Origin of the sequence: Tardiphaga sp. OK246 (genome assembly GCF_900188215.1) — a bacterium.
In the GTDB taxonomy this organism is placed as follows: domain Bacteria; phylum Pseudomonadota; class Alphaproteobacteria; order Rhizobiales; family Xanthobacteraceae; genus Tardiphaga; species Tardiphaga robiniae.
Window position 1 is genome coordinate 704884 of the sequence record NZ_FZOX01000002.1, and the last position, 20348, is coordinate 725231.

A 20348-nucleotide genomic window follows, 5' to 3' on the forward strand; every position below is an offset into this window, starting at 1 on the left:
GCATGCGGACTTCGCGTCGCGAGTTTATGAAGTGGGTATCGGCTGGCGGTATTTCGCTCAGCCTGTCGCATCTAGCTGCGGCGGAGCCGGTGGCGTTCCCGGCACGCGAGACACTGCCGGGGCGGGGTAAGCTCAATCCCGCTATCGGCGGTGCCGGTCGTGTCGATGGCGTCGCCAAGGTCACCGGCTCGAAACTCTATGCGTCGGATTTCCGGGCTAATGACCTGCCGGGCTGGCCGGCCAAGACCTCGCATGCGATTTTGGTGCGCGCGCCCGATGCCACCCATGTCTATCTTGGCATGGACCTCGCGCGGCTGAGCGGGGCGCTGAAGCCTACGGTGATCGTCACCGCGGCGGATCTCGCCAGGATCAACATCCGCGTTCCCGCCTACTATGAAGGCGATCTGTTCTGTCCCGTCGGCAAGACGCCGCTCTATATGGGCCAGCCCGTTGCGCTGCTGATCTTTGAGCAGTTCGACACCTATGACCGCGCGCGGATGGCCTTGCGCGATGGTACCTTCGTGCAGTTTGGCGAGGAGACCGGCCCGATCGTAATGCCGAATTATGCGGCGTATCGTTTCACCCGCGTTGCCGGCGCCACGCCCGATGCGCCCGATGTCTACTCGCCGGTCCTTGCCGGCTGGGTCACGCCCGGCCGTACCCAGGCGTCCGCGCTGCCGGTATGGTCCTCGACCGCGCACAAGAACGAGGCCGGTTACGAGAAGGCTGCGGTCTATGGCGACCAGATCCGTGCCGAGATCGCCGCCAGCGAGTCTTCGGCTCTGGTGCTGGACCGCACCTTCGATACGCAGTCTGTCGATCCGATGTTTATGGAGCCGGAATGCGGACTCGGCTGGTACAGCGCAAAAGACAAGGCGCTCGAACTGGTGCTGGGCGTGCAGTCGCCGTATGAAGCGGCGGAATCAATCGCGTTTTTGCTTGGCGAAACCAAGGCGCCGTTCAAGCCGAGTGCGATCAACGCGCAATTCGCCTATGTCGGGGGCGGTTTCGGCGGCCGCGACCATACGCCATTCATTTTCTATGTGACGCTGGCGGCGATATTCTTCCCGGACCGTCCGGTGCGGCTGGCGCACGATCGGTATCAGCAATTTCAGGCTGGCATCAAACGCCACGCCATCAAGATGCGCTCGCGCATGTCGGTCGATCGCGCCTCTGGCAAGATCACGGCCTTCGCCGCCGATCACGTGCTCGATGGCGGTGGTCTCGCCAATTTCTCGGCCAATGTCGCCACCTGCGCCGCAACGGCTGCGATTGGTATCTATGACGTGCCGAAGGTCGATGTGACGACTGTGGCAGAGCATACCCGCGGCGTGACCGCGGGCTCGATGCGCGGCTACGGTTCGCTGCAGACCATGACCGCGCTGGAAGTTCTGATCGACGAGGCGGCGCTTGCGCTGAAGCTCGATCCCATCGACTTCCGGCGACGCAATGCCCTGAAGCAGGATGGCCGCACCATGACCGGCAATCCCTATATCGTCTCGGTGCGGAGCTTAGAGGTTCTCGACAAGCTCGAGCAGCACGCGATCTGGAAGCAACGAGCTGCAGAGAAGGCGCGCGCGACCAGTGGCATACTGGTCGGCACCGGCGTCGCCTGTGTGACCAAGGACTACGGCACCGGCGGCGATAGTTCTAACGGTCGCGTTGAACTCAGCCCCGACGGCAGGATCGCGATTTTCTGCGACCATGTCGAGATGGGCAACGGCATCGGCACGGCGCTGGCCAATCGCGTGGCATTGCATCTCGGCAGCATCGCTGACGAGGTGGCTGTGTCGCAGGTCGGCGTGTTCGACGCGATGGAGCTGGTGACCTCCGGCGATTGCTACACCATGGACCAGAAGACCCAGGACAAGGCCGAGAAGGATCCGCGCTGGGTGCCGTCGATCAGTTCGGCCACGTCAGCCTCCATCGGTGCCCATGTCGGTACCCATGCCGCGGCGGAAGCTGCGCGGGTGATCTTCCGCTTCGGTCTGTGGCCTGCGGCGCTGGCGCTATGGAATATCGGCCCGCGCGATCCACGCGCCAAGGACTTTGCCAAGGCGCAGTGGAAGGGCGGACAGCTCACAATGGCGGGCCTGCCGTCGCTGCCGTTGGACAAACTCGCCGCCGCGGCCCATGCACGCAATCTGGTAACCGGCGCCGTGGCGCACGGGTTCTCGCGCTGGTCGTGGGCACGCGCACGTTTTCCCATTAACGGCGAGCAGTATCGCGCCGAGATCGACGGGCTCGCGCTGCGTCGTGGCGCCGGCAAATTCACGCGCATCAACCGTGCCAGCGTGTTGTTCCCGCCAACCGATAACAACCGGATGGGCACGGCCTATACAGCGGCATGCGGTGCAACAGTCCGGGTCGAGATCGAGAAAGCGACCGGCATGCTGCGCATCGCCAAAGCCTATACCGCATTCGAATGCGGGCAGGCGCTGGTGCCGGAGGTCGTGATTGGCCAGGCACAAGGCGGCTTCGCCATGGGCGTCGGTTACGCACTTTTGGAAACGCTGCCGCCGTTTGAGGGCGGACCCGGCAACGGGCAATGGAATCTCGGTCAATATCTGGTGGCCAGGGGATCAGACCTGTCGCTGCGCGACGTCGAGATTGAGCTGATGCCGCCGCTGACACCGGACGAATTGCCGAAGGGCATGGCCGAGGTGGTGATGATCCCCATCGTGCCGGCATTGCTCAACGCCATCCATGACGCCATCGGTCACCGCTTCGCGGCGCTGCCGGTGACACAGGCCATGCTCAAGGGAGCGCTCGCGTGACGACACTGGGCATCACCATCAACGGACAGGTCCATGCGCCCACGGAGGTCCGCGACGATCTCTCCATGAACGACTTCCTGCGCGAATATCTGGGCATGACCGGCACCAAATTCGGCTGCGGCGCCGCCCAGTGCCTGAGCTGTGTCGTGATCGTCGACGAGCCCGACGGCACCTGCCACACCAATCCGACCTGCGTGACCTCGGCGGCAAGCTTCCACGGCAAGACCATCCGCACGGTCGAGGGCCACGCCAAGAACGGCGAGCTGTCGCCGTTGCAGAAGGCCTTCATCAGGCATTTCGCGTTCCAGTGCGGTTACTGTACCGCCGGTTTTCTCAATGAAGGGCAGGTGCTGCTTGAGCAACTGGCCAGGACGCCTGTGCCGCGCGCGGGCCTTGAGGAGCGGATCGCCGAGGCGCTTGACGGGCATCTGTGTCGCTGCACCGGCTACTTCAAGTATCATGAGGCCGTGCTCGATGTGATCCTCAGCGACGCGAAGCGCTATCTCATTCAGGAGCCGCGCGGATGAGAGCCGAGACACGCGTTAAGACTCTGGTTGTCGTCGCGACGCTCGGCATGAGCATGCTCACGGCCTATGCCGCCGGGCAGGGCGCATCGAAAGGGCTGGCTAGCCCGGAGAGTTTCAATGGCATCGCCGATATCAATGCACGCTCGGCGGCGATCTTCACCGAACTCGGCAAGGTCCTGACGCATCCGCGCTGCGTGAACTGCCATCCCGCCGGCGACATGCCGCGTCAGGGCGATGCGCGCCGTCTGCATCAGCCGCCGGTGACGCGTGGCCCGGACGGTCATGGCACCGCGGCGATGCGCTGCAACTCCTGTCACAAGGATGCCAATTTCGAACCCGGCCGTATCCCCGGTCATCACGAATGGCACCTCGCGCCGCGCGAGATGGCGTGGGAAGGCAAGACCGTCGCCGAGATCTGCGCGCAGATCAAAGACCCCGCGCGCAATGGCGGCCGCAAGGTCGAGGATCTCATCGACCACATTGGCAAGGATACGCTGGTCGGCTGGGCCTGGGCGCCTGGTTACGGACGTGCACCTGCGCCGGGCACACAGGCTGAGGCGGGCGCTCTCGTGGAAGCATGGGCGAAGACCGGCGCGGCCTGTCCAGGCTGATGCCACGACGCCATGTCTGACCCAGTCCCGTTTGTCTCTGTAGACGGGCCCGGCGCCAACAGATTGTATGTTCGTTACGCGGGAACTCTCTGAATAGAAATCCATTATCCGGTCTGAAAAACCGGAGGTGTGTCATGAAGCAAGTGCCCGACGCTGAAGAAAACCGCCGGCTGGGGAAAATCCAGTCTGACAAGGCTGGCAAGCTCCCCGAGGGCGATGCCAAGCAGGCTCACTTGAAGAAAGCTCGAGACTACGAAGCGGATGCTCGTTCGAGGGCTTGGCGGGACTCCAATCTCAAGTCTCCGAAGTAATGATCGGGAACGATTGTACGCTAACTAACTTAGGAGGAGTGCCATGTTGGCTCTCGAGGTTTCGGAATGCCGACAGTGCTGGTTGTTGAGGATGAAGCCCTCATTCGGGATTTGATCAGCGAAGAATTGGTCGAATCAGGCTTCGATGTTTTGCAGGTCGGCGACGCCAATCAGGCAATTGCCGTCCTAGAGGCCCGCCAGGATATCCACCTCGTATTCACGGATATCGATATGCCCGGCTCCATGGATGGCCTCAAGCTAGCTGCTGCTGTTCGTGACAGGTGGCCACCGATCCACATTATTATCACAACTGGGAAGGCGAGGCCCATGACGATTCCGGCCAACGCGCTTTTCATTCCGAAGCCCTACCTGACCACGGCGGTGATATCTGCGATGCGGACGTTCGAGAACATGCGTTAGGTGGCTGGCGTCGGCAATCGATTCCGGTACCGCAGCGTCTGCTGCGCTGGTGGAAGCCTCTGCCTAAATCATACGGATAACCTTCTCGGCATCCGTATAAGCCTCTTCTTCTGATGGGAAATCCTCAGACGTGACAACGCTTTTCAATGCAACGCCATTCATGGTCAGGACGGCTCCATCTTTGCGGGAAATAGCTGCACGCCAGAATCCTGGCCGTCGCTGGTAAGCGAGAATGGAGAATTGAGCTTTATTTGCCATTGTAATGTTCGGCGCCTCAAAGGCGGCCGTGTCAAGGCCGGCTAATTTGGCGAAGTCGCGCGCGCCGCAGCTGGGCTTGATGTGAGCTAAGTGAACTCTCTTAAGGGATACGATCGTGCGGAAAAGCGACGCATCTGTCGCGTCGCCTCAGGCTCTTTATCAAGAAGGTATCCGCGGCCTCAGTTTCCGAGCGAGTTCGGAACTTGGCGTCATCGGGCCGGTTAAGGCAAAGGCCGGCATCCTCGCGAGGGCGTGGGCTATGCCGGTCTTACCCAAGGGAGAGGCAGATGAAAGTAACACGCCAAGTTGTACTAGTTTGTGCAGCCACGCTGGGTCTCGGTAGCGGGTCGGTCCAAGCGGGTCCATGCAACACCAGCAAAACGACTGAAATGCGCGACGCTGGTTCGGGCCCGACTCCAGGCAACACCGGCTCGACTGTCGGTGCAAATTCCAAAACTGATCAGCACCCGCCGACGAGCGCCATGAACCAGCAGTCCGGGAATATTCCTGCTTCATCTGAGGATGCCCAGAAGCAAATGCAAGGGAAGCCAACTGCGGCGCAGCAGGCCGACGGGGCGAAGGCTCAAGGCAGCGACTGCTGATGTTCATGACGAACCGGCCTTCAGCACGCGGGGCATTCATCGCTTAGGCTGTCGAGCACGTTCTACTCTTGCCTAAGAACGTGCAGTGTTCCGCGAGCGACAGAGCGTAATCTACGTGGTGCTGTGTCGCGGCCGCGTGTAACCGGCTCGTCGCATGACGCGATCGCTTGGGCTTCCATCAGTAAATCGGCCGCCGGCATTCCAGGCCATGGTCAGACCTTCTCGCCTGAAATCTATCCGCTCGAGGGCTCGTCGGGATCCCCTCCGTTCAAGTGCAGTCCAGCGCGTTCCTCAACCTGCCAAGCTTCTTCCTGGTATTTCGCCGCCAAAACATTCAGCCGATCTGATACTGACCGAAATCCGACGAATTTGGCGAACTCTTTGCACCTTCGAGACATGGCCCTCAATTGAACTGCTGTTGCGATCGCTTTTCGTTGGAGCTTTGTGGGAGCCATCGACGTCCTAGGTTTCACCGCGCGACAAACACTCCACCATTTCGCAAAACAGCGGGCGCGTTGAACCAACGACAAGAAGATGAGTGTAGTTCCATGAGACAAAGTATCGCAAGGCCCGCGAAGAGCGGGCCTATCGATATCGGGCCATCAGCTTTCGCGTGCTAGTTCGAAAGATGCGGCGCAGCTCGCATTGAAAAAGTTCCAGCGTTGCCGAAATGAAAGACCTAGCGTGACGCGTGAATGTGAGAAGGTTCAGCAGCATCTGGCAGAGTTGGCTGGTTACAGTCAACGTGATGGTCGCTGATCAAATCAAGCGCCCGATGCTTCCACCTTTCGGCTTCGGCTAGAAATTTCCAACTTTCCTCGGGAAAAAACGAGGCGCGCTGTCGACACATGCTCTCCATTGCTCGTGCATGTAGAAGCTCTTTCATCGCTTCCTCCCCACTTCAGAACGGACCTCATTCTGCGCTCAACAAATCAGACGTAAAGAGGCTCGGAGAAATAAATCACCCGAAATACCGTAGGGGATCTGCATCGGGAGCGCTGCTTTCGTGCCGGTTTGATCAATCTCAGTAATCGAATATCGTTCCGAGCCGAGTCCGGCGCCATAGGTCGCTCTGCGGCGCAACAAATTCGCGGTTGTGAAGGAGGTCACCTCCGAAACCGGTTTGGCACAGAAGGCGGTGCCAGAGCCGGCCCGACCGGCGCGCTTCACATGGATGGTCAGAGGATGCTGTCAAGCGACACTGCTGCGAGCGGTCTCTAATGCATTGCTGAGTTCGTGAAGCTCGTAGGGTTTGCGCAATAGCAGAAACTCTGAACCTGATTTCCGGGAGGCGTCACTATAGCCCGTCGCAAGCACCACCGGCATGTGCGGGTGACTCCGTCTGAGATTGCGAGCGAGGCCGAGACCATCCAACTTTCCCGGCATCACAATATCACTAAATACAATGTCGATGCCGTCGCGCTCAATCTCGCGCATTGCGGACTCTGCGTCCGTTACCCATTTCACGCGATATCCCAGCTCTTCCAAAAGAACGGTGCTGGAGGTTGCGACATCTGGATTGTCTTCAACGAGAAGAACGGTGCCGGCACCTTCGGCCAGAACCTCTGCTTCATGCACGCCAGCATGGCCCTCTCCGCGCGGGAGCCGAATGACGATTTCCGTGCCTGCGCCGAGCTTGCTTTTGATTTCTACACTGCCGCCAGCCTGGTTGACAAAGCCATGGACTTGCGAGAGCCCCAATCCCGTTCCCTTGCCGACAGGCTTGGTCGTGAAAAAGGGATCGAACACCTTCGCAATGACATCCTCAGGAATACCAGCGCCGGTATCGATCACTTTGATATTCACATGCTCGCCTATATCTTCTCCGTCCGCGACACGATGATTTTCTGCTGTGATCGTCAACGTGCCCCCGTCGGGCATGGCATCACGAGAATTGATGCCGAGATTGATGATTGCGGTCTCGAGCTCGGTCGGATCCGCGAAGACCGGCCAGACTCCGGCGGGTACGGAGATTTCGAGCTTTATCGCGCTGCCTAGGACTGTGGCCAAGACTTCGCGTACAGCTTGCACAGTCTCTCCAACGTCAAGCAGCACCGGGTCGACTTGTTGGCGCCGCGCAAAAGTCAGCAGTTGGCGCGTCAGTGCCGCCCCGCGGCGAACGCTTGCCTCAATCGCTTCTGCTGCCTTGACCACGCGAGGGTCAATGGCGTGGCGCTTGATAAGCCGAGCGTTACCGGTAACCGCCATAAGCAGGTTATTAAAGTCATGTGCCACTCCACCGGTCAGCTGACCGAGCGCATCCATCTTCTGTGATTCAGCCAGCTGCCTTTGCATATTTTCAAGTTGCTGCACCGCCAGGCGTCGTTCTGTGATGTCGCGCGTAATCTTGGCAAAGCCGATCAACTCGCCTGCATCATTGCGGACGGGATCGATGACCACACTCGCCCAGAAAAACGTGCCGTCTTTGCGAACGCGTAAGCCTTCCTCCTCGTAACGGCCGTTCTTACGGGCAGTCTCCAGAGCACGCGCCGGCTTTCCCGCTTCGCGATCACCACGGGTGTAAAATCGCGAGAAGTGCTGTCCGATAATTTCTTCGGGAAGATAGCCCTTGATTCGCTGGCCGCCCAAGTTCCAGCTGGTGATCCGACCTTCCGGATCAAGCATATACAAAGCGTAGTCGGTGACATTTCCCACCAGCAGGCGAAAATGGTTCTCGCTCTCGTTTAATGCGAAGCGCGCCTGCATCCGCTCAGTGATGTCCCGCGTGATTTTCGCGAAACCGACAAGCACACCATCTTCATAAATGGCATCAATGACGACGGAAGCGAAAAATCGCGAACCGTCCTTACGCATCCGCCACCCTTCCGCTTCGAAGCGCTTGTCCCGCCGCGCGGCCTCTAGCGCAGCAGCGGGAAGTCCGGCTTCGCGATCCTCCGGGGGGTAGAAAACCGAAAAATGCTGACCCACGATTTCATCTGCGGAATATCCTTTGATCTTCTCGGCGCCTGTATTCCAATTTGATACAATGCCGTTCAGGTCCAGCAGATAGATCGCATAATCTGTGACGCCTTGAACGAGGAGCCGAAAGGCGCGCTCGCTTTCGAAAAGACCGCGTCCAGCGTTATTTGTCTCTGCCATCGTTCACTTCCCGCGAAACTACTAACGCGTGTCCGGTTTGGCGGTGCCCACAAGGCTGCACCGCTGTCGGCACGGCGACGGAGAGATCCGCAAGGTCTTCAGCGTAAGCCGTCATGCGCGGGACACAAGAAGACAGTTTTTGGCGGAGGCGGAACTAACGAAGTGCCAGGGAGTTAAGCGCTGTTTAGGCGAAGTCGACGCGGCGTCGAAGAAGGCCGCCGCAGCTTTGAAAAATTCGTCGCGATCTGTCCAATCCACGATCCGTATATGATCAGTGCGATCACAAACGCCAATCCTGCAAAGACCCACGACTGCGTCTCTGATTGGGGCGCGTTGACCGTGAAAAAAGTTACCGCGTTATAATGTACTGCAAGTCATTGAAAATATTGGAATCGGAAAATGACGTGGCGATCCCAGCAGGATTCGAACCTGCAACCCACGGAGTAGAAATCCGTTACTCTATCCAGTTGAGCTATGGGACCGGCGCGTCGTCATATCATCGTCGGTATGGCTTGGACAGACCGGGTAAATTGGCCGGATTCGGACACGGTTTTCAAGCGTTTGGGCGGTCGGTGAGCTGGCCTTTCTCTTGCTGATTGAGCGGTGAACCCGCGATTTCAGCCAGAAAGTGTGCCGACTTGATCCGCTTTTCGTCCCAAAACCGAACGTCCGTCTGTGCCTTCGACGTCGCTTCGATTCCTGTCCCGTTCGGGGATCGTCTCGCAGAGTCGGCGTCCGCAGACTGGCGGACCCTAAGGCTCCGACGGCGGGGGCCGCGATGGTGGCTTGCCGTCCTTGCCATTGTCACTGGAGATGCCGCGCTGGCCGGTCTCGCCTGGCTCGCCGTCGACGTCATCCTCAAATAGCTGCTCCGGGAAGCCGTATTGCCTGGTCACGAAACGGCCGGCCATATAGGAGATCTGGCACGCGATCAGACATCCGGTCGTGACCGCAACGCCGCCCAGCGCCGAAAATCCCTGGCCCCATGTCACGACGGCGGACAGGACAGCGACCAGCACGGTCGTCACGACAATGACCCAGACGGGGCCGACGAGTCCGACGGCGAGGCCCGCCAGTGAACTTGTCGCCAAAAGAAGTTCGATCATGATGCGATGCGCCCAGAACGACCGAACGGTCGGGCGATCGCCGTGATCGTCCTATGCCGCAAGGCGCACCCATCTGACCGCAGCTGGAAGACTTGGGTACCCGTGATCTCCGGTCGTCCCCAACAGGCTGCTTTTAGTCTTAACGTGTCGCGTTTGATTAAAACGCGTAGGGGGCGATCGCGGGCCGGGCCGGCCGTTCATGCGCGTATGACCCGTTGTAAAACTGTCACCAAAATCGTCGGCGCGTGCTCGAACCGTTTCCCACACAGGCGCGACCAATCGGCGGTGACGTGGCTTTGCTTTCGGCAGGGCTCGCCGCCATGATGCCCGCGGCTTGCGCGTGGGGCTGCGATTTGAGTTACCCGGGTTCGTCACATGATGTTGCCAGCAATCGTCGTGTCTCGTGTTGCGCCGGTTGAGAGACTCGCGAACAAGCTGGCCATGAGTCCGTCACCGTTTTTACGCACATTTGAATCCAGGCGGCATTCGTCCGTGCAGGGGAGTTGTCCATGATTGGTCTGGTTCGCGCCGTCACTGTCTGCGCCACGCTGGCGTTCGGCTTCGTCTCGGCTCACGCGGCCGACAAGGCTTTCCGACGGGATGAGCTGGCGGATTCCGCGATCAAGCTCGAGGCGCAGATCAAGAGCGAGGCAGGGCCTGTCGCCAAGAGCGCGGCAACTTTGCGCACCGACGCGGACGCCGCCTTCAAACGCTCGGATTTCCGGGCCGGTCTGCAGACGCTGGGCCAGATCGTGGCGATTGCGCCCGATGACAGCGCCAACTGGCTGCGGCTCGCCAAGACGATCTTCCAGATCCGCCCGGCAACCTCGTCCGAAACCACCTTCCTGCGCGAGCGCGCTGCGACAGCGGCCTATATCGCCTATCAGCGCGCCGGCAATGCCGGCGAGGAGGCCGAGGCGCTGGCCGTGCTCGGCCGGGCCATGGAAGAACGCAAACTGTGGCGCCCGGCGCTGGACGCGCTGCGCCTGTCGCTCGAGATGCGCGAGGTCGCCGACGTCCGCGGCCAGTATGAAAAACTACGCGACGATCACGGCTTCCGGTTGCTCGATTACACCGTGGACTCGGATTCCGCTTCGCCGCGCGCCTGTTTCCAGTTCTCGGAAGAACTCGCCAAGCGGGTCGATTTCGCGCCGTTCCTGGCGCTCGCCGGCAGTGACAAGCCGGCACTGACCTCCGAGGAGAAGCAGCTCTGCGTCGAGGGCCTCAAGCATGGCGAGCGCTACAATATCAACCTGCGGGCCGGTCTGCCGTCGACGGTGAAGGAGAGTCTGCCGAAGTCGGCCGAGTTCAACATCTACGTGCGCGATCGCAAGCCGTTCGTGCGCTTCACCGGCCGTGCCTATGTGCTGCCACGCACCGGCCAGCAGGGCATCCCCGTGGTCTCGGTCAATACCCAGTCGGTCACCGTCAATGTGTTCCGGATCGGCGACCGCAATCTGATCAACACCGTCATCGGCAGCGACTTCCAGACGGCACTGAGCAAGTACCAGCTCGAGAGCCTCGGCGACGAGCGCGGGATGAAGGTCTGGACCGGCGAGCTGGCCACGGCGTCGACGCTCAATGCCGACGTCACCACGGCATTCCCCGTCGATCAGGCCATCGGCGAGCTGCAGCCAGGCGTCTATGTGATGACCGCGGCGGCCAAGGGGCCGGGCTCGGGCGGTGGCGATGACGACGGCTCGCTGGCGACCCAGTGGTTCATCGTGTCGGATCTTGGTCTCACGGCTTTCTCGGGCAATGACGGCATCCACGTGTTCGTCAATTCGCTCGCTTCGACCGATCCGATGGCCAAGGCCGACGTCCGGTTGGTCGCGCGCAACAACGAGATTCTTGCGACCAGGAAGACCGACGACTCCGGCCATGTGCTGTTCGAGGCGGGGCTCGCCAAGGGCGAGGGCGGTCTGTCGCCGGCACTACTGACGGTGACATCAGACAAGAACGACTATGCGTTCCTGAGTCTCAAATCGAACGCCTTCGATCTCAGTGATCGTGGCGTCTCCGGCCGCGCGGTTCCTGCCGGTGCCGATGCCTTCGTCTATGCCGAGCGCGGCGTTTATCGCTCCGGCGAGACGGTCTATCTCACCGCGCTGTTGCGCGACGGGCAGGGCAATGCCGTGACCTCGGGCCCAATGACTCTCGTGGTCGAGCGCCCCGATGGCGTCGAGTTCCGCCGCACCGTCCTGCCTGATCAGGGCGCAGGCGGTCGCAGCCTGACGCTGCCACTGAATTCGGCGGTTCCAACGGGCACCTGGCGCGTTCGTGCCTTCACCGATCCGAAGGCGCCGTCGGTCGGCGAGACCACTTTCATGGTCGAGGATTACGTCCCGGATCGGATTGAATTCGATATATCTTCCAAGGACAAGCTAATCAAAGCTGATGCTCCTGTAGAACTTAAAGTCGATGGTCGTTTCCTCTATGGCGCGCCCGCGTCGGGCCTGCAGCTAGAAGGCGATCTGCTTGTCAGCCCTGCCGCGAACCGCCCAGGATTCGCTGGCTACCAGTTCGGCGTTACCGACGAGGAAAGCGCCAGCAATGAGCGGACGCCGATCGAAGGCCTGCCGGAGGCCGATGCCAATGGTGTCGCGACGTTCCCGGTCAGCCTCGCCAAGCCGCCGTCCTCGACGCGGCCGCAGGAGGCGCAGATCTTCATCCGCATGACCGAAGCCGGCGGCCGTGCCGTCGAGCGCAAGTTCGTACTGCCGGTTGCGCCCAGCGCGCCGATGATCGGCGTGAAGCCGCTGTTCAAGGACAAGAACGTGGCCGAGGGGGACAGCGCCGCTTTCGACGTCGTGGTCGTGTCGCCGGAGGGAACCTCGCTGGCGCGCAGCGGCCTGCGTTATGAATTGCTCAAGATGGAATCCCGCTACCAGTGGTATCGGCAGAATTCGTCCTGGGACTATGAACCGGTCAAATCGACCAAGCGCGTTGCCGATGGCGATCTCACCGTTGCCGCCAATGCTCCGGCCCGTATCTCGCTGCAGCCGCAGCCCGGCCGCTATCGGCTCGACGTGAAATCGAATGAAGCCGACGGCCCGATCACCTCAGTGCAGTTCGATGTCGGCTGGTATTCCGACGGCAGCGCCGATACGCCGGACCTGCTGGAGACCTCCATCGACAAGCCGGAATATCTGTCGGGCGAAACCATGATCGTTTCGGTCAATGCCCGCACAGCCGGCCTTCTGACAATCAATGTGCTCGGCGACCGCCTGCTGACGACCCAGAGCATCGCCGTCAAGGAAGGCCAGTCGCAGATCAAGATCCCAGTCGGCAAGGATTGGGGCACGGGCGCCTATGTGGTGGCCACGCTGCGCCGGCCGATGGACACCGCCGCGAAGCGGATGCCGGGCCGTGCCATCGGCCTGAAGTGGTTCGGTATCGACAAAAAAGCACGCACGCTCGACGTTGCACTGTCGCCGCCCGCGCTGATCCGGCCGAGCTCGACGCTGAAGCTGCCGGTGAAACTCGGCGGGCTCAATCCCGGTGAGGACGCCAAGATCGTCGTTGCCGCGGTCGATGTCGGTATTCTCAACCTGACCAACTACAAACCACCGGCGCCGGATGACTATTATCTCGGCCAGCGCCGCATGACGTCGGAAATTCGCGACATCTACGGGCAGCTGATCGACGGCATGCAGGGTACCCGCGGCCAGTTGCGCACTGGCGGTGATAGTGCCGGTGCGCAGATCGAGGGCTCGCCGCCCACCCAGAAGCCGATGGCGTTGTATTCCGGCATCGTCACCGTGGCCGCCGACGGCACTGCGCAGATCGAGTTCGAGATTCCCGAATTCGCCGGCACTGCCCGCGTGATGGCCGTGGCCTGGACCGCGACCAAACTCGGCCGCGCCACTGTGGACGTCACGGTGCGCGATCCCGTGGTACTCACTGCGACCCTGCCGCGGTTCCTGCTGTCCGGTGACAAGGGCACCATGAGCTTCGATCTCGACAATGTCGAAGGCGCACCGGGCGACTACACCATCGCCGTAAAGACCTCCGGCCCCGTCAAGGTGACCGGCAATCCGGCGACGACGATCAAGCTCGCCGCCAAACAGCGGACCTCGATGGCACTGGCCATCGATGCATCCGGTGCCGGCACGGCCCAGCTCGATGTCGATATCAAGGGACCGAACGGGCTGACACTGGCACGGCACTATGTGCTGGACGTCAAGGCAGCCACGCAGGTTCTGGCGCGTCGCTCGATCCGCACGCTGGCCAAGGGCGAAAGCCTGACGCTGACGTCGGACATGTTCTCCGATCTCGTATCGGGCACCGGCGGCGTCTCGCTGTCGGTCAGCCTGTCCACAGCACTTGATGCAGCGACCATCCTCAAGGCACTGGATCGCTATCCCTATGGCTGCTCCGAGCAGATCACCAGCCGCGCAATGCCGCTCCTCTATGTAAACGATCTCGCGGCCGGCGCGCATCTGGCGATGGATACCGGTGTCGATCAGCGCATCAAGGACTCGATCGACAAACTACTGGCTCGTCAGGGCTCGAACGGCTCGTTCGGCCTGTGGTCGGCGGGCGGTGACGATGCCTGGCTCGATGCTTATGTCACGGACTTCCTGACCCGCGCTCGCGAGAAGGGGTTTGTGGTGCCGGACGTGCTGTTCCGTGCCGCGCTGGACCGCGTGCGCAATTCGGTCGTCAATGCTGACGAACCGGAGAAGGACGGCGGTCGCGATCTCGCTTACGGCCTCTATGTGCTGGCCAAGAACGGCACTGCGCCGATCGGCGATCTGCGCTATCTCGCCGACACCAAACTGAAGAACCTGGCGACGCCCATCGCCAAGTCGCAGCTGGCGGCGGCACTGGCGCTGGTCGGTGACCGTGCCCGTGCAGAACGCGTCTACGCGGCAGCGGTTGAGAGCCTCGCGCCGAAGCCGATCATCGAGTTCGGCCGCGTCGATTATGGCTCGGCGCTCCGCGACGCGGCGGCGCTGGTATCGCTGGCCAGCGAAGGCAATGCTCCGCGGGCAACGCTGACGCAGGCCGTCCAGCGTGTTGAAGCCGCGCGCGGCCTGACGCCGTTCACCTCCACGCAGGAGAATGCGTGGCTGGTGCTGGCGTCGCGTGCGCTGGCCAAGGAAGCCAACACGCTGGCGCTCGACGTCAACGGCTCGGCTGTGAAGACCGCTCTCTATCGCAGCTACAAGGCGGCGGAGATGTCCGGGCAACCGATCAAGATCACCAACACTGGCGATACGCCAGTGCAGGCGGTCGTCTCGGTGTCCGGTTCGCCGATCACGCCAGAGCCGGCGGCATCCAACGGCTTCAAGATCGAGCGCAATTACTTCACGCTCGACGGCAAGCCTGCCGACGTCACCAAGGCCAAGCAGAACGATCGCTTTGCCGTGGTGCTGAAGATCACCGAGGCCAAGCCGGAATACGGGCACATCATGGTGGCCGACTATCTGCCGGCCGGTTTCGAGATCGACAATCCGCATCTGGTGTCGTCGGGCGACAGCGGCACGCTGGACTGGATCGAGGATGGCGAAGAACCTGAGAACACCGAATTCCGCGACGACCGCTTCACAGCGGCGATCGACCGGAAGAGCGACGACAAGGCGGTGTTCACCGTCGCTTACATCGTCCGCGCAGTGTCGCCCGGCAAATACGTGCTGCCGCAGGCCTATGTGGAGGACATGTATAACCCGTCGCGCTATGGGCGGACGGGGACGGGCAGTGTCGAGGTCGCGAAGGCGAAATGAACGAGGGCACATCCACACCACACACTCCGTCATCCCCGGGCTTGTCCCGGGGATCCATCTATTCTTGTGTGGATCGTGGGCAAGACGTGGATGGCCGGGACAAGCCCGGCCACGACGTGAGGAGAGGCTGGTGGCTTATCCGAAAGGCTGTCGCCGCTGCCGCCGTAGTTGTGGTCCTGACTGGTGCAGCGACCGCCGCGTGGGTGGCCTCCATCGGCCCTTTGCCGCTCGACCAGGCCCGCAAAATCTCCACCACCGTTATCGATCGCAACGGCAAGCTCCTGCGCGCCTATGCCATGACCGACGGACGCTGGCGGCTTCCGGTCGACGCGAGGACGTCCGTTGATCCCGGCTATCTCAACATACTGCTCAGCTATGAGGACAAGCGCTTCTACAGCCATCATGGCGTCGATCCACTGGCGCTTGGCCGCGCCGCGCTTCAACTCGTGACGCGCGGCGAGATCGTGTCGGGTGGCTCGACCATCACCATGCAACTTGCACGGCTGATCGAACCACGGCAGCAACGCTCGATATCGGCGAAGATCAGACAAGCCGTCCGCGCGCTGCAGATCGAGCGGCAGATGAGCAAGGATCAGATCCTCGATCTCTATCTGGCGCTGGCGCCGTTCGGCGGCAATCTCGAAGGTCTTCGCGCCGCGTCGATCGCCTATTTCGGCAAGGAGCCCAAACGGCTGTCGCTGGCGGAATCTGCATTGCTCGTAGCGCTGCCGCAATCGCCGGAACACCGCCGGCTCGATCGTCATCCCGGCAATGCGCGCGTGGCGCGCGACCGCGTGCTTGAACGCATGGTCGGCGAGGGCAGGGTGTCGGCTGCGGATGCCATGCAGGCGAAATCCGTCAGCGTGCCAAAGCTGCGCAAGCCGATGCCGATCCTGGCGCCGCATTCTGCGGATCAGGCGATGTCGCTGCACAGGGATCGCCCCATCATCAAGCTGGCGCTCGATGCCGGGATCCAGCGTGCGCTTGAAGGCCTCGCGCATGACCGCGCGGCGGCACTGGGCAACAATATCTCCATCGGTCTGATCGCAGTCGACAACGAGAGTGGCGACGTGCTCGCCCATGTCGGTTCGCCCGACTATTTCGACGATCGCCGCGCCGGGCAGGTCGATATGACCCGCGCGGTGCGTTCTCCGGGCTCGACGCTGAAGCCATTCATCTATGGCCTCGCCTTTGAAGATGGCTTCGTGCATCCGGAAAGCCTGATCGAGGATCGGCCGGTGCGCTTCGGCAGTTACGCGCCGGAGAATTTCGACATGAGCTTTCAGGGCACCGTGCCGGTGCGCAAGGCGCTGCAGCTCTCACTGAATGTGCCGGCTATTGCGCTGCTGGATCGTGTTGGCGCGTCGCGGTTGTCGTCACGGCTCAAACAGGCGGGCGGCAATCTGGTGCTGCCGCCGGGTGAGGCGCCCGGTCTCGCCATGGGTCTCGGCGGCGTCGGCATTACGCTGCAGGACCTCGTCCAGCTCTATACGGGCGTGGCGCGGCTCGGCAGTTCGAAGCCGCTGCGGGAGATCATGCAGGCCAATGGCGGCGACGATCGCGAGTCGTTGCGGCTGATGGATCCGGTCGCAGCCTGGCAGGTTGGCAATGTCCTGATCGGCACGCCGCCGCCGGAGAATGCCGCGCATAACCGGATCGCCTTCAAGACCGGCACCAGCTACGGCTATCGCGACGCCTGGTCGGTCGGTTTCGACGGACGCATGACCATCGGCGTCTGGGTCGGCCGGCCCGATGGCGCGCCGGTGCCCGGCCTGGTCGGTCGTACGGCGGCGGCTCCGATCCTGTTCGATGCCTTTGCCCGGACCGGCAAGCTGCCGGCTTCGTTGCCGAAGGCGCCCAAGGGCGTGCTGATGGCCAGTAATGCAAAATTGCCGCTGCCGCTGCGCCGGTTCCGCCCGGTCGGCGAGTTGATCCGTACCGGCAGCGATCAGGCCCTGCACATCCAGTTCCCGCTGAACGGTTCCCGGATCGATACCAGTGGCGGCGAGGGGCAGCTTTCGGCCGTACCGGTCAAGGTGGCCGGCGGGGTGCTGCCCATGACCGTTCTGGTCAACGGCATGGCCGCCGGGGAACTCGACAGCCGGCGCCAGCGGCTGGTCGATCCGCCTGGTCCGGGTTTCGTCCGGCTGACGGTCATGGACGCCATGGGCACCGCAGACACAGTTGTGGTCAGAATCCAATAAGCACGGGCTAACTGGTTGTCCGGTCGGCGGTTTCAGCGTATGCGACAGGCATGGCCGAGACCTATCCAAGACCCCGATTTGGCGCCCCTCGCGAGCCGAAAACCCGTGTCGATCCAGGCAGCAGACTGGTGCGCGTGCTTGATTTCGTCAGCTCCGGCCATGCCCGCGCGGTCGCGTTCCTGACCATTTGCGGGTTCCTGTTCTTCCTGCCGGGCTTCTTCACCATCCCGCCGATTGACCGCGACGAAGCGCGTTTTGCGCAGGCGACCAAGCAGATGGTCGAGACCGGCGATTTCGTCGACATCCGGTTCCAGGACGAGGTCCGCTACAAGAAGCCGGTCGGCATCTACTGGATGCAGGCGGCCGTGGTCGAGACCGCCGAGGCACTGGGCTTGCAGAACGCGGAAGTGCGCATCTGGCTCTATCGCGTGCCATCGCTGATCGGTGCAATTGGTGCAGTGTTGCTGACCTATTGGACGGCGCTCGCTTTCCTGACGCGGCGCGGCGCCGTCTTGGCCGCCTTGATCATGTGCAGTTCGGTCTTGTTGAACGTCGAGGCCAGGCTCGCCAAAACCGACGCCATGCTGCTGCTGACCGTCATTGCCGTGATGGGCGCGATGGCGCGGACTTACCTGGCGTGGCAGCGCGGCGAGGAGGCCGACAAGTCGCGCTGGCAGGAGCCGGCGGTGTTCTGGACGGCCATGGCGATCAGCATTCTGGTCAAGGGCCCGCTGATCCTGATGTTCGTCGGGCTGACGATCATTGCGCTGGCGATCATGGATCGCTCGGTCGCATGGCTGTGGCGATTACGGCCGCTGGTCGGCGTCATCTGGATGCTGTTCCTGGTGCTGCCGTGGTTCGTCGCCATCTTCCTGAAGTCGGGGCAAGCGTTCTTCTCCAATTCGCTCGGCGGCGACATGCTGAGCAAACTGGCAGCGCAGGAATCTCACGGCGCGCCTCCGGGCATGTATTTCCTGCTGTTCTGGATCACCTTCTGGCCCGGGGCACCGCTGGCCGGTATGGCCACGCCGGCGATCTGGCGCGCGCGACGCGAGCCCGGCGCACAATATCTGCTGGCCTGGTTGATCCCATCCTGGATCGTGTTCGAAGTCGTGATGACCAAGCTGCCACATTACGTGCTGCCGCTCTATCCGGCGATCGCCATCCTCGTCATCGGCGCGCTTGAACGCCAGGTGCTGGCGCGCAATTGGCTGGCGCGCGGCGCGGCTTGGTGGTTCGCGATCCCGGCGCTGACCGCTGTGGTCGCCGAGATCGGTGCCGTCGCGATCGTCCGCCACCCGGTGTTTCTGGCCTGGCCATTTGCCGCCGCAGCACTGGTGTTCGGCCTGTTTGCCTGGTGGCTGTATGATAACGCCCGCGCAGAACGCTCGTTGCTGAATGCGGTTGTTGCCTCATTGTTCATGAGCGCCGCCTTTTATGGCGTGCTGCTGCCGTCGCTCCGACCGCTGTTTCCGAGTGTGCAGATCGCACGTGCACTGCGTAACGTGGTTTGCGTCGGTCCCAAGGCTGCGGCAGCGGGATATCACGAGCCGAGCCTGGTGTTCATGACCGGCACATCCACACAACTCACTGATGGTGCCGGCGCGGCGGATTTCCTCGGGCAGGGCAGCTGTCGCTTCGCGCTTGTCGAATTGCGTTCGGAGCGCCAGTTCGCGATGCGCGCCGAGGCCATCGGCCTGCGCTACAACATGGCAACCCGCATCGACGGCTATAACTTCTCCCAGGGCAAAGCGATTTCGGTGGCGATCTATCGCTCCGAAGGGACCGAGTAATGGTAGCCCCGAACAAATCGCAGCCACAGACCTATCTGCCGCAACTTGTTGCGCTGGTCTGGCAGTCGTTCGCACAGCTCGTTCGCGCACCGTCGCATTCGCGGCGAGCCGAAGCTGCTCGTTATTGGGCGCGCCGTTCGCTGGCGCTTGGCGCCGTGACCGCCGTGATCATCATCGCACTGATGTTCATCGTCGATGCCACCGAGATCGGACTGATGCCGGCGCGGGGCACGGCTGGCCTGTGGCCGCTGCGTATCTTCACTGACTTCGGCAAGGACGAATATGTCCTGCTGGCGTTGTTCGCGTTTATGATCGTTCTGGCCCTGCTGGCGCCGCTGCGGCACGGCACGTCGCGCGCCGTACTTGTCAGCTTCGGCACGCGCATTCAGTACATCTTCCTGTCGGTCGCGCTGTCGGTCTTCGTAGCTGAAATCATCAAAGGCATGCTCGGCCGTGGCCGGCCTTTCGTCAGTGGCGCAGCGGATCCTTTCCACTTTTCGCATTTCGCCTGGACGCCGGCCTATGCCAGTTTCCCGTCGGGTCATGCGACCACCAGTTTCGCATTGGCTTTCGCGGTCGCCGCGCTCTGGCCGCGGCTGCGCACGGTGATGATCGTCTATGCGGTCGCGATCTGCGCCAGCCGTCTCGTCCTGCTGGCGCATCATGCCAGTGACGTGGTCGGCGGCGGGCTGGTCGGCTGGATCGGCGCCATGACGGTGCGGTACTGGTTTGCGGCCCGACATCTTGCCTTCACCATCCATCAGGACGGTACGATCGACCCGCTGCCAGGGCCGTCTGCAGGCCATCTCAAAAGGGTTGCCCGCGGGACCGCGGCCCCATAATAAGCGGTCTTCGCCCGGCTGGCTGCGACAAGTTCCCGCAGGCCGGCCTTGCGAAAATCTGCTTCCAAC

Annotated in this window: 12 protein-coding genes and 1 tRNA gene; 9 read left to right on the forward strand and 4 right to left on the reverse strand. The window is 62.0% G+C overall.

Going from position 1 to position 20348, the window contains the following annotated elements:
* The first annotated feature begins 2 nt into the window (after nucleotides 1-2).
* The 5 genes from CHC01_RS10730 to CHC01_RS10745 all read left to right on the forward strand — a co-directional run bounded on the left by CHC01_RS10730 (nucleotide 3) and on the right by CHC01_RS10745 (nucleotide 4646).
* The gene (locus tag CHC01_RS10730; RefSeq protein ID WP_089264268.1) at nucleotides 3-2777 is read left to right on the forward strand and encodes a xanthine dehydrogenase family protein molybdopterin-binding subunit; all 2775 of its coding nucleotides are present in this window, start codon (nucleotides 3-5) and stop codon (nucleotides 2775-2777) included.
* Nucleotides 2774-3304 carry a (2Fe-2S)-binding protein gene (locus CHC01_RS10735; protein WP_089264269.1) on the forward strand — a complete coding sequence of 177 codons (531 nt, stop codon included), beginning with the start codon at nucleotides 2774-2776 and terminating at the stop codon, nucleotides 3302-3304. Before CHC01_RS10730 ends, CHC01_RS10735 begins: the two co-directional genes overlap by 4 nt.
* Nucleotides 3301-3915, forward strand: coding sequence for an Isoquinoline 1-oxidoreductase subunit (locus tag CHC01_RS10740; protein WP_089264270.1), 615 nt, complete (start codon nucleotides 3301-3303; stop codon nucleotides 3913-3915). Before CHC01_RS10735 ends, CHC01_RS10740 begins: the two co-directional genes overlap by 4 nt.
* Before the next feature lie 134 nt (nucleotides 3916-4049).
* Nucleotides 4050-4226 (forward strand): hypothetical protein, encoded by a 177-nt coding sequence (locus CHC01_RS32475; RefSeq protein ID WP_170849671.1) that lies wholly within the window; start codon nucleotides 4050-4052, stop codon nucleotides 4224-4226.
* A 66-nt stretch (nucleotides 4227-4292) separates the two neighbouring features.
* Entirely contained in the window at nucleotides 4293-4646 is a 354-nt protein-coding gene (locus CHC01_RS10745) for a response regulator (protein WP_089264271.1), read from the forward strand.
* A gap of 63 nt (nucleotides 4647-4709) precedes the next feature.
* Here CHC01_RS10745 and CHC01_RS10750 read toward each other — a convergent pair whose 3' ends face one another.
* From CHC01_RS10750 to CHC01_RS10770, 4 genes are all read right to left on the reverse strand, one after another.
* Nucleotides 4710-4904 carry a hypothetical protein gene (locus CHC01_RS10750; RefSeq protein WP_089264272.1) on the reverse strand — a complete coding sequence of 65 codons (195 nt, stop codon included), beginning with the start codon at nucleotides 4902-4904 and terminating at the stop codon, nucleotides 4710-4712.
* Nucleotides 4905-6697: 1793 nt separating this feature from the next.
* A complete protein-coding gene (locus CHC01_RS10760) occupies nucleotides 6698-8605 on the reverse strand; it encodes a hybrid sensor histidine kinase/response regulator (protein WP_089264273.1) in 1908 nt (635 codons plus the stop codon).
* A gap of 405 nt (nucleotides 8606-9010) precedes the next feature.
* Nucleotides 9011-9087: transfer RNA gene (locus CHC01_RS10765), tRNA-Arg, on the reverse strand.
* A gap of 270 nt (nucleotides 9088-9357) precedes the next feature.
* Nucleotides 9358-9711: a hypothetical protein gene (locus CHC01_RS10770; protein WP_089264274.1), complete on the reverse strand. Its 354-nt coding sequence runs from the start codon at nucleotides 9709-9711 to the stop codon at nucleotides 9358-9360.
* Nucleotides 9712-10220: 509 nt separating this feature from the next.
* On the opposite strand from CHC01_RS10770, the gene CHC01_RS10775 reads away from it, so the two are divergent.
* From CHC01_RS10775 to CHC01_RS10790, 4 genes are all read left to right on the forward strand, one after another.
* Nucleotides 10221-15440, forward strand: a complete 5220-nt coding sequence (locus tag CHC01_RS10775) for an alpha-2-macroglobulin family protein (RefSeq protein ID WP_089264275.1) — start codon at nucleotides 10221-10223, stop codon at nucleotides 15438-15440.
* An 86-nt stretch (nucleotides 15441-15526) separates the two neighbouring features.
* Complete coding sequence (gene pbpC, locus CHC01_RS10780) at nucleotides 15527-17644, forward strand: penicillin-binding protein 1C (RefSeq protein WP_244558299.1); 2118 nt, start codon at nucleotides 15527-15529, stop codon at nucleotides 17642-17644.
* A 50-nt stretch (nucleotides 17645-17694) separates the two neighbouring features.
* Nucleotides 17695-19437, forward strand: coding sequence for an ArnT family glycosyltransferase (locus CHC01_RS10785; protein WP_089264277.1), 1743 nt, complete (start codon nucleotides 17695-17697; stop codon nucleotides 19435-19437).
* A complete protein-coding gene (locus CHC01_RS10790; RefSeq protein WP_089264278.1) occupies nucleotides 19437-20279 on the forward strand; it encodes a phosphatase PAP2 family protein in 843 nt (280 codons plus the stop codon). The genes CHC01_RS10785 and CHC01_RS10790 overlap by 1 nt, the downstream gene beginning before the upstream one ends.
* The last annotated feature ends 69 nt before the right edge of the window (nucleotides 20280-20348 follow it).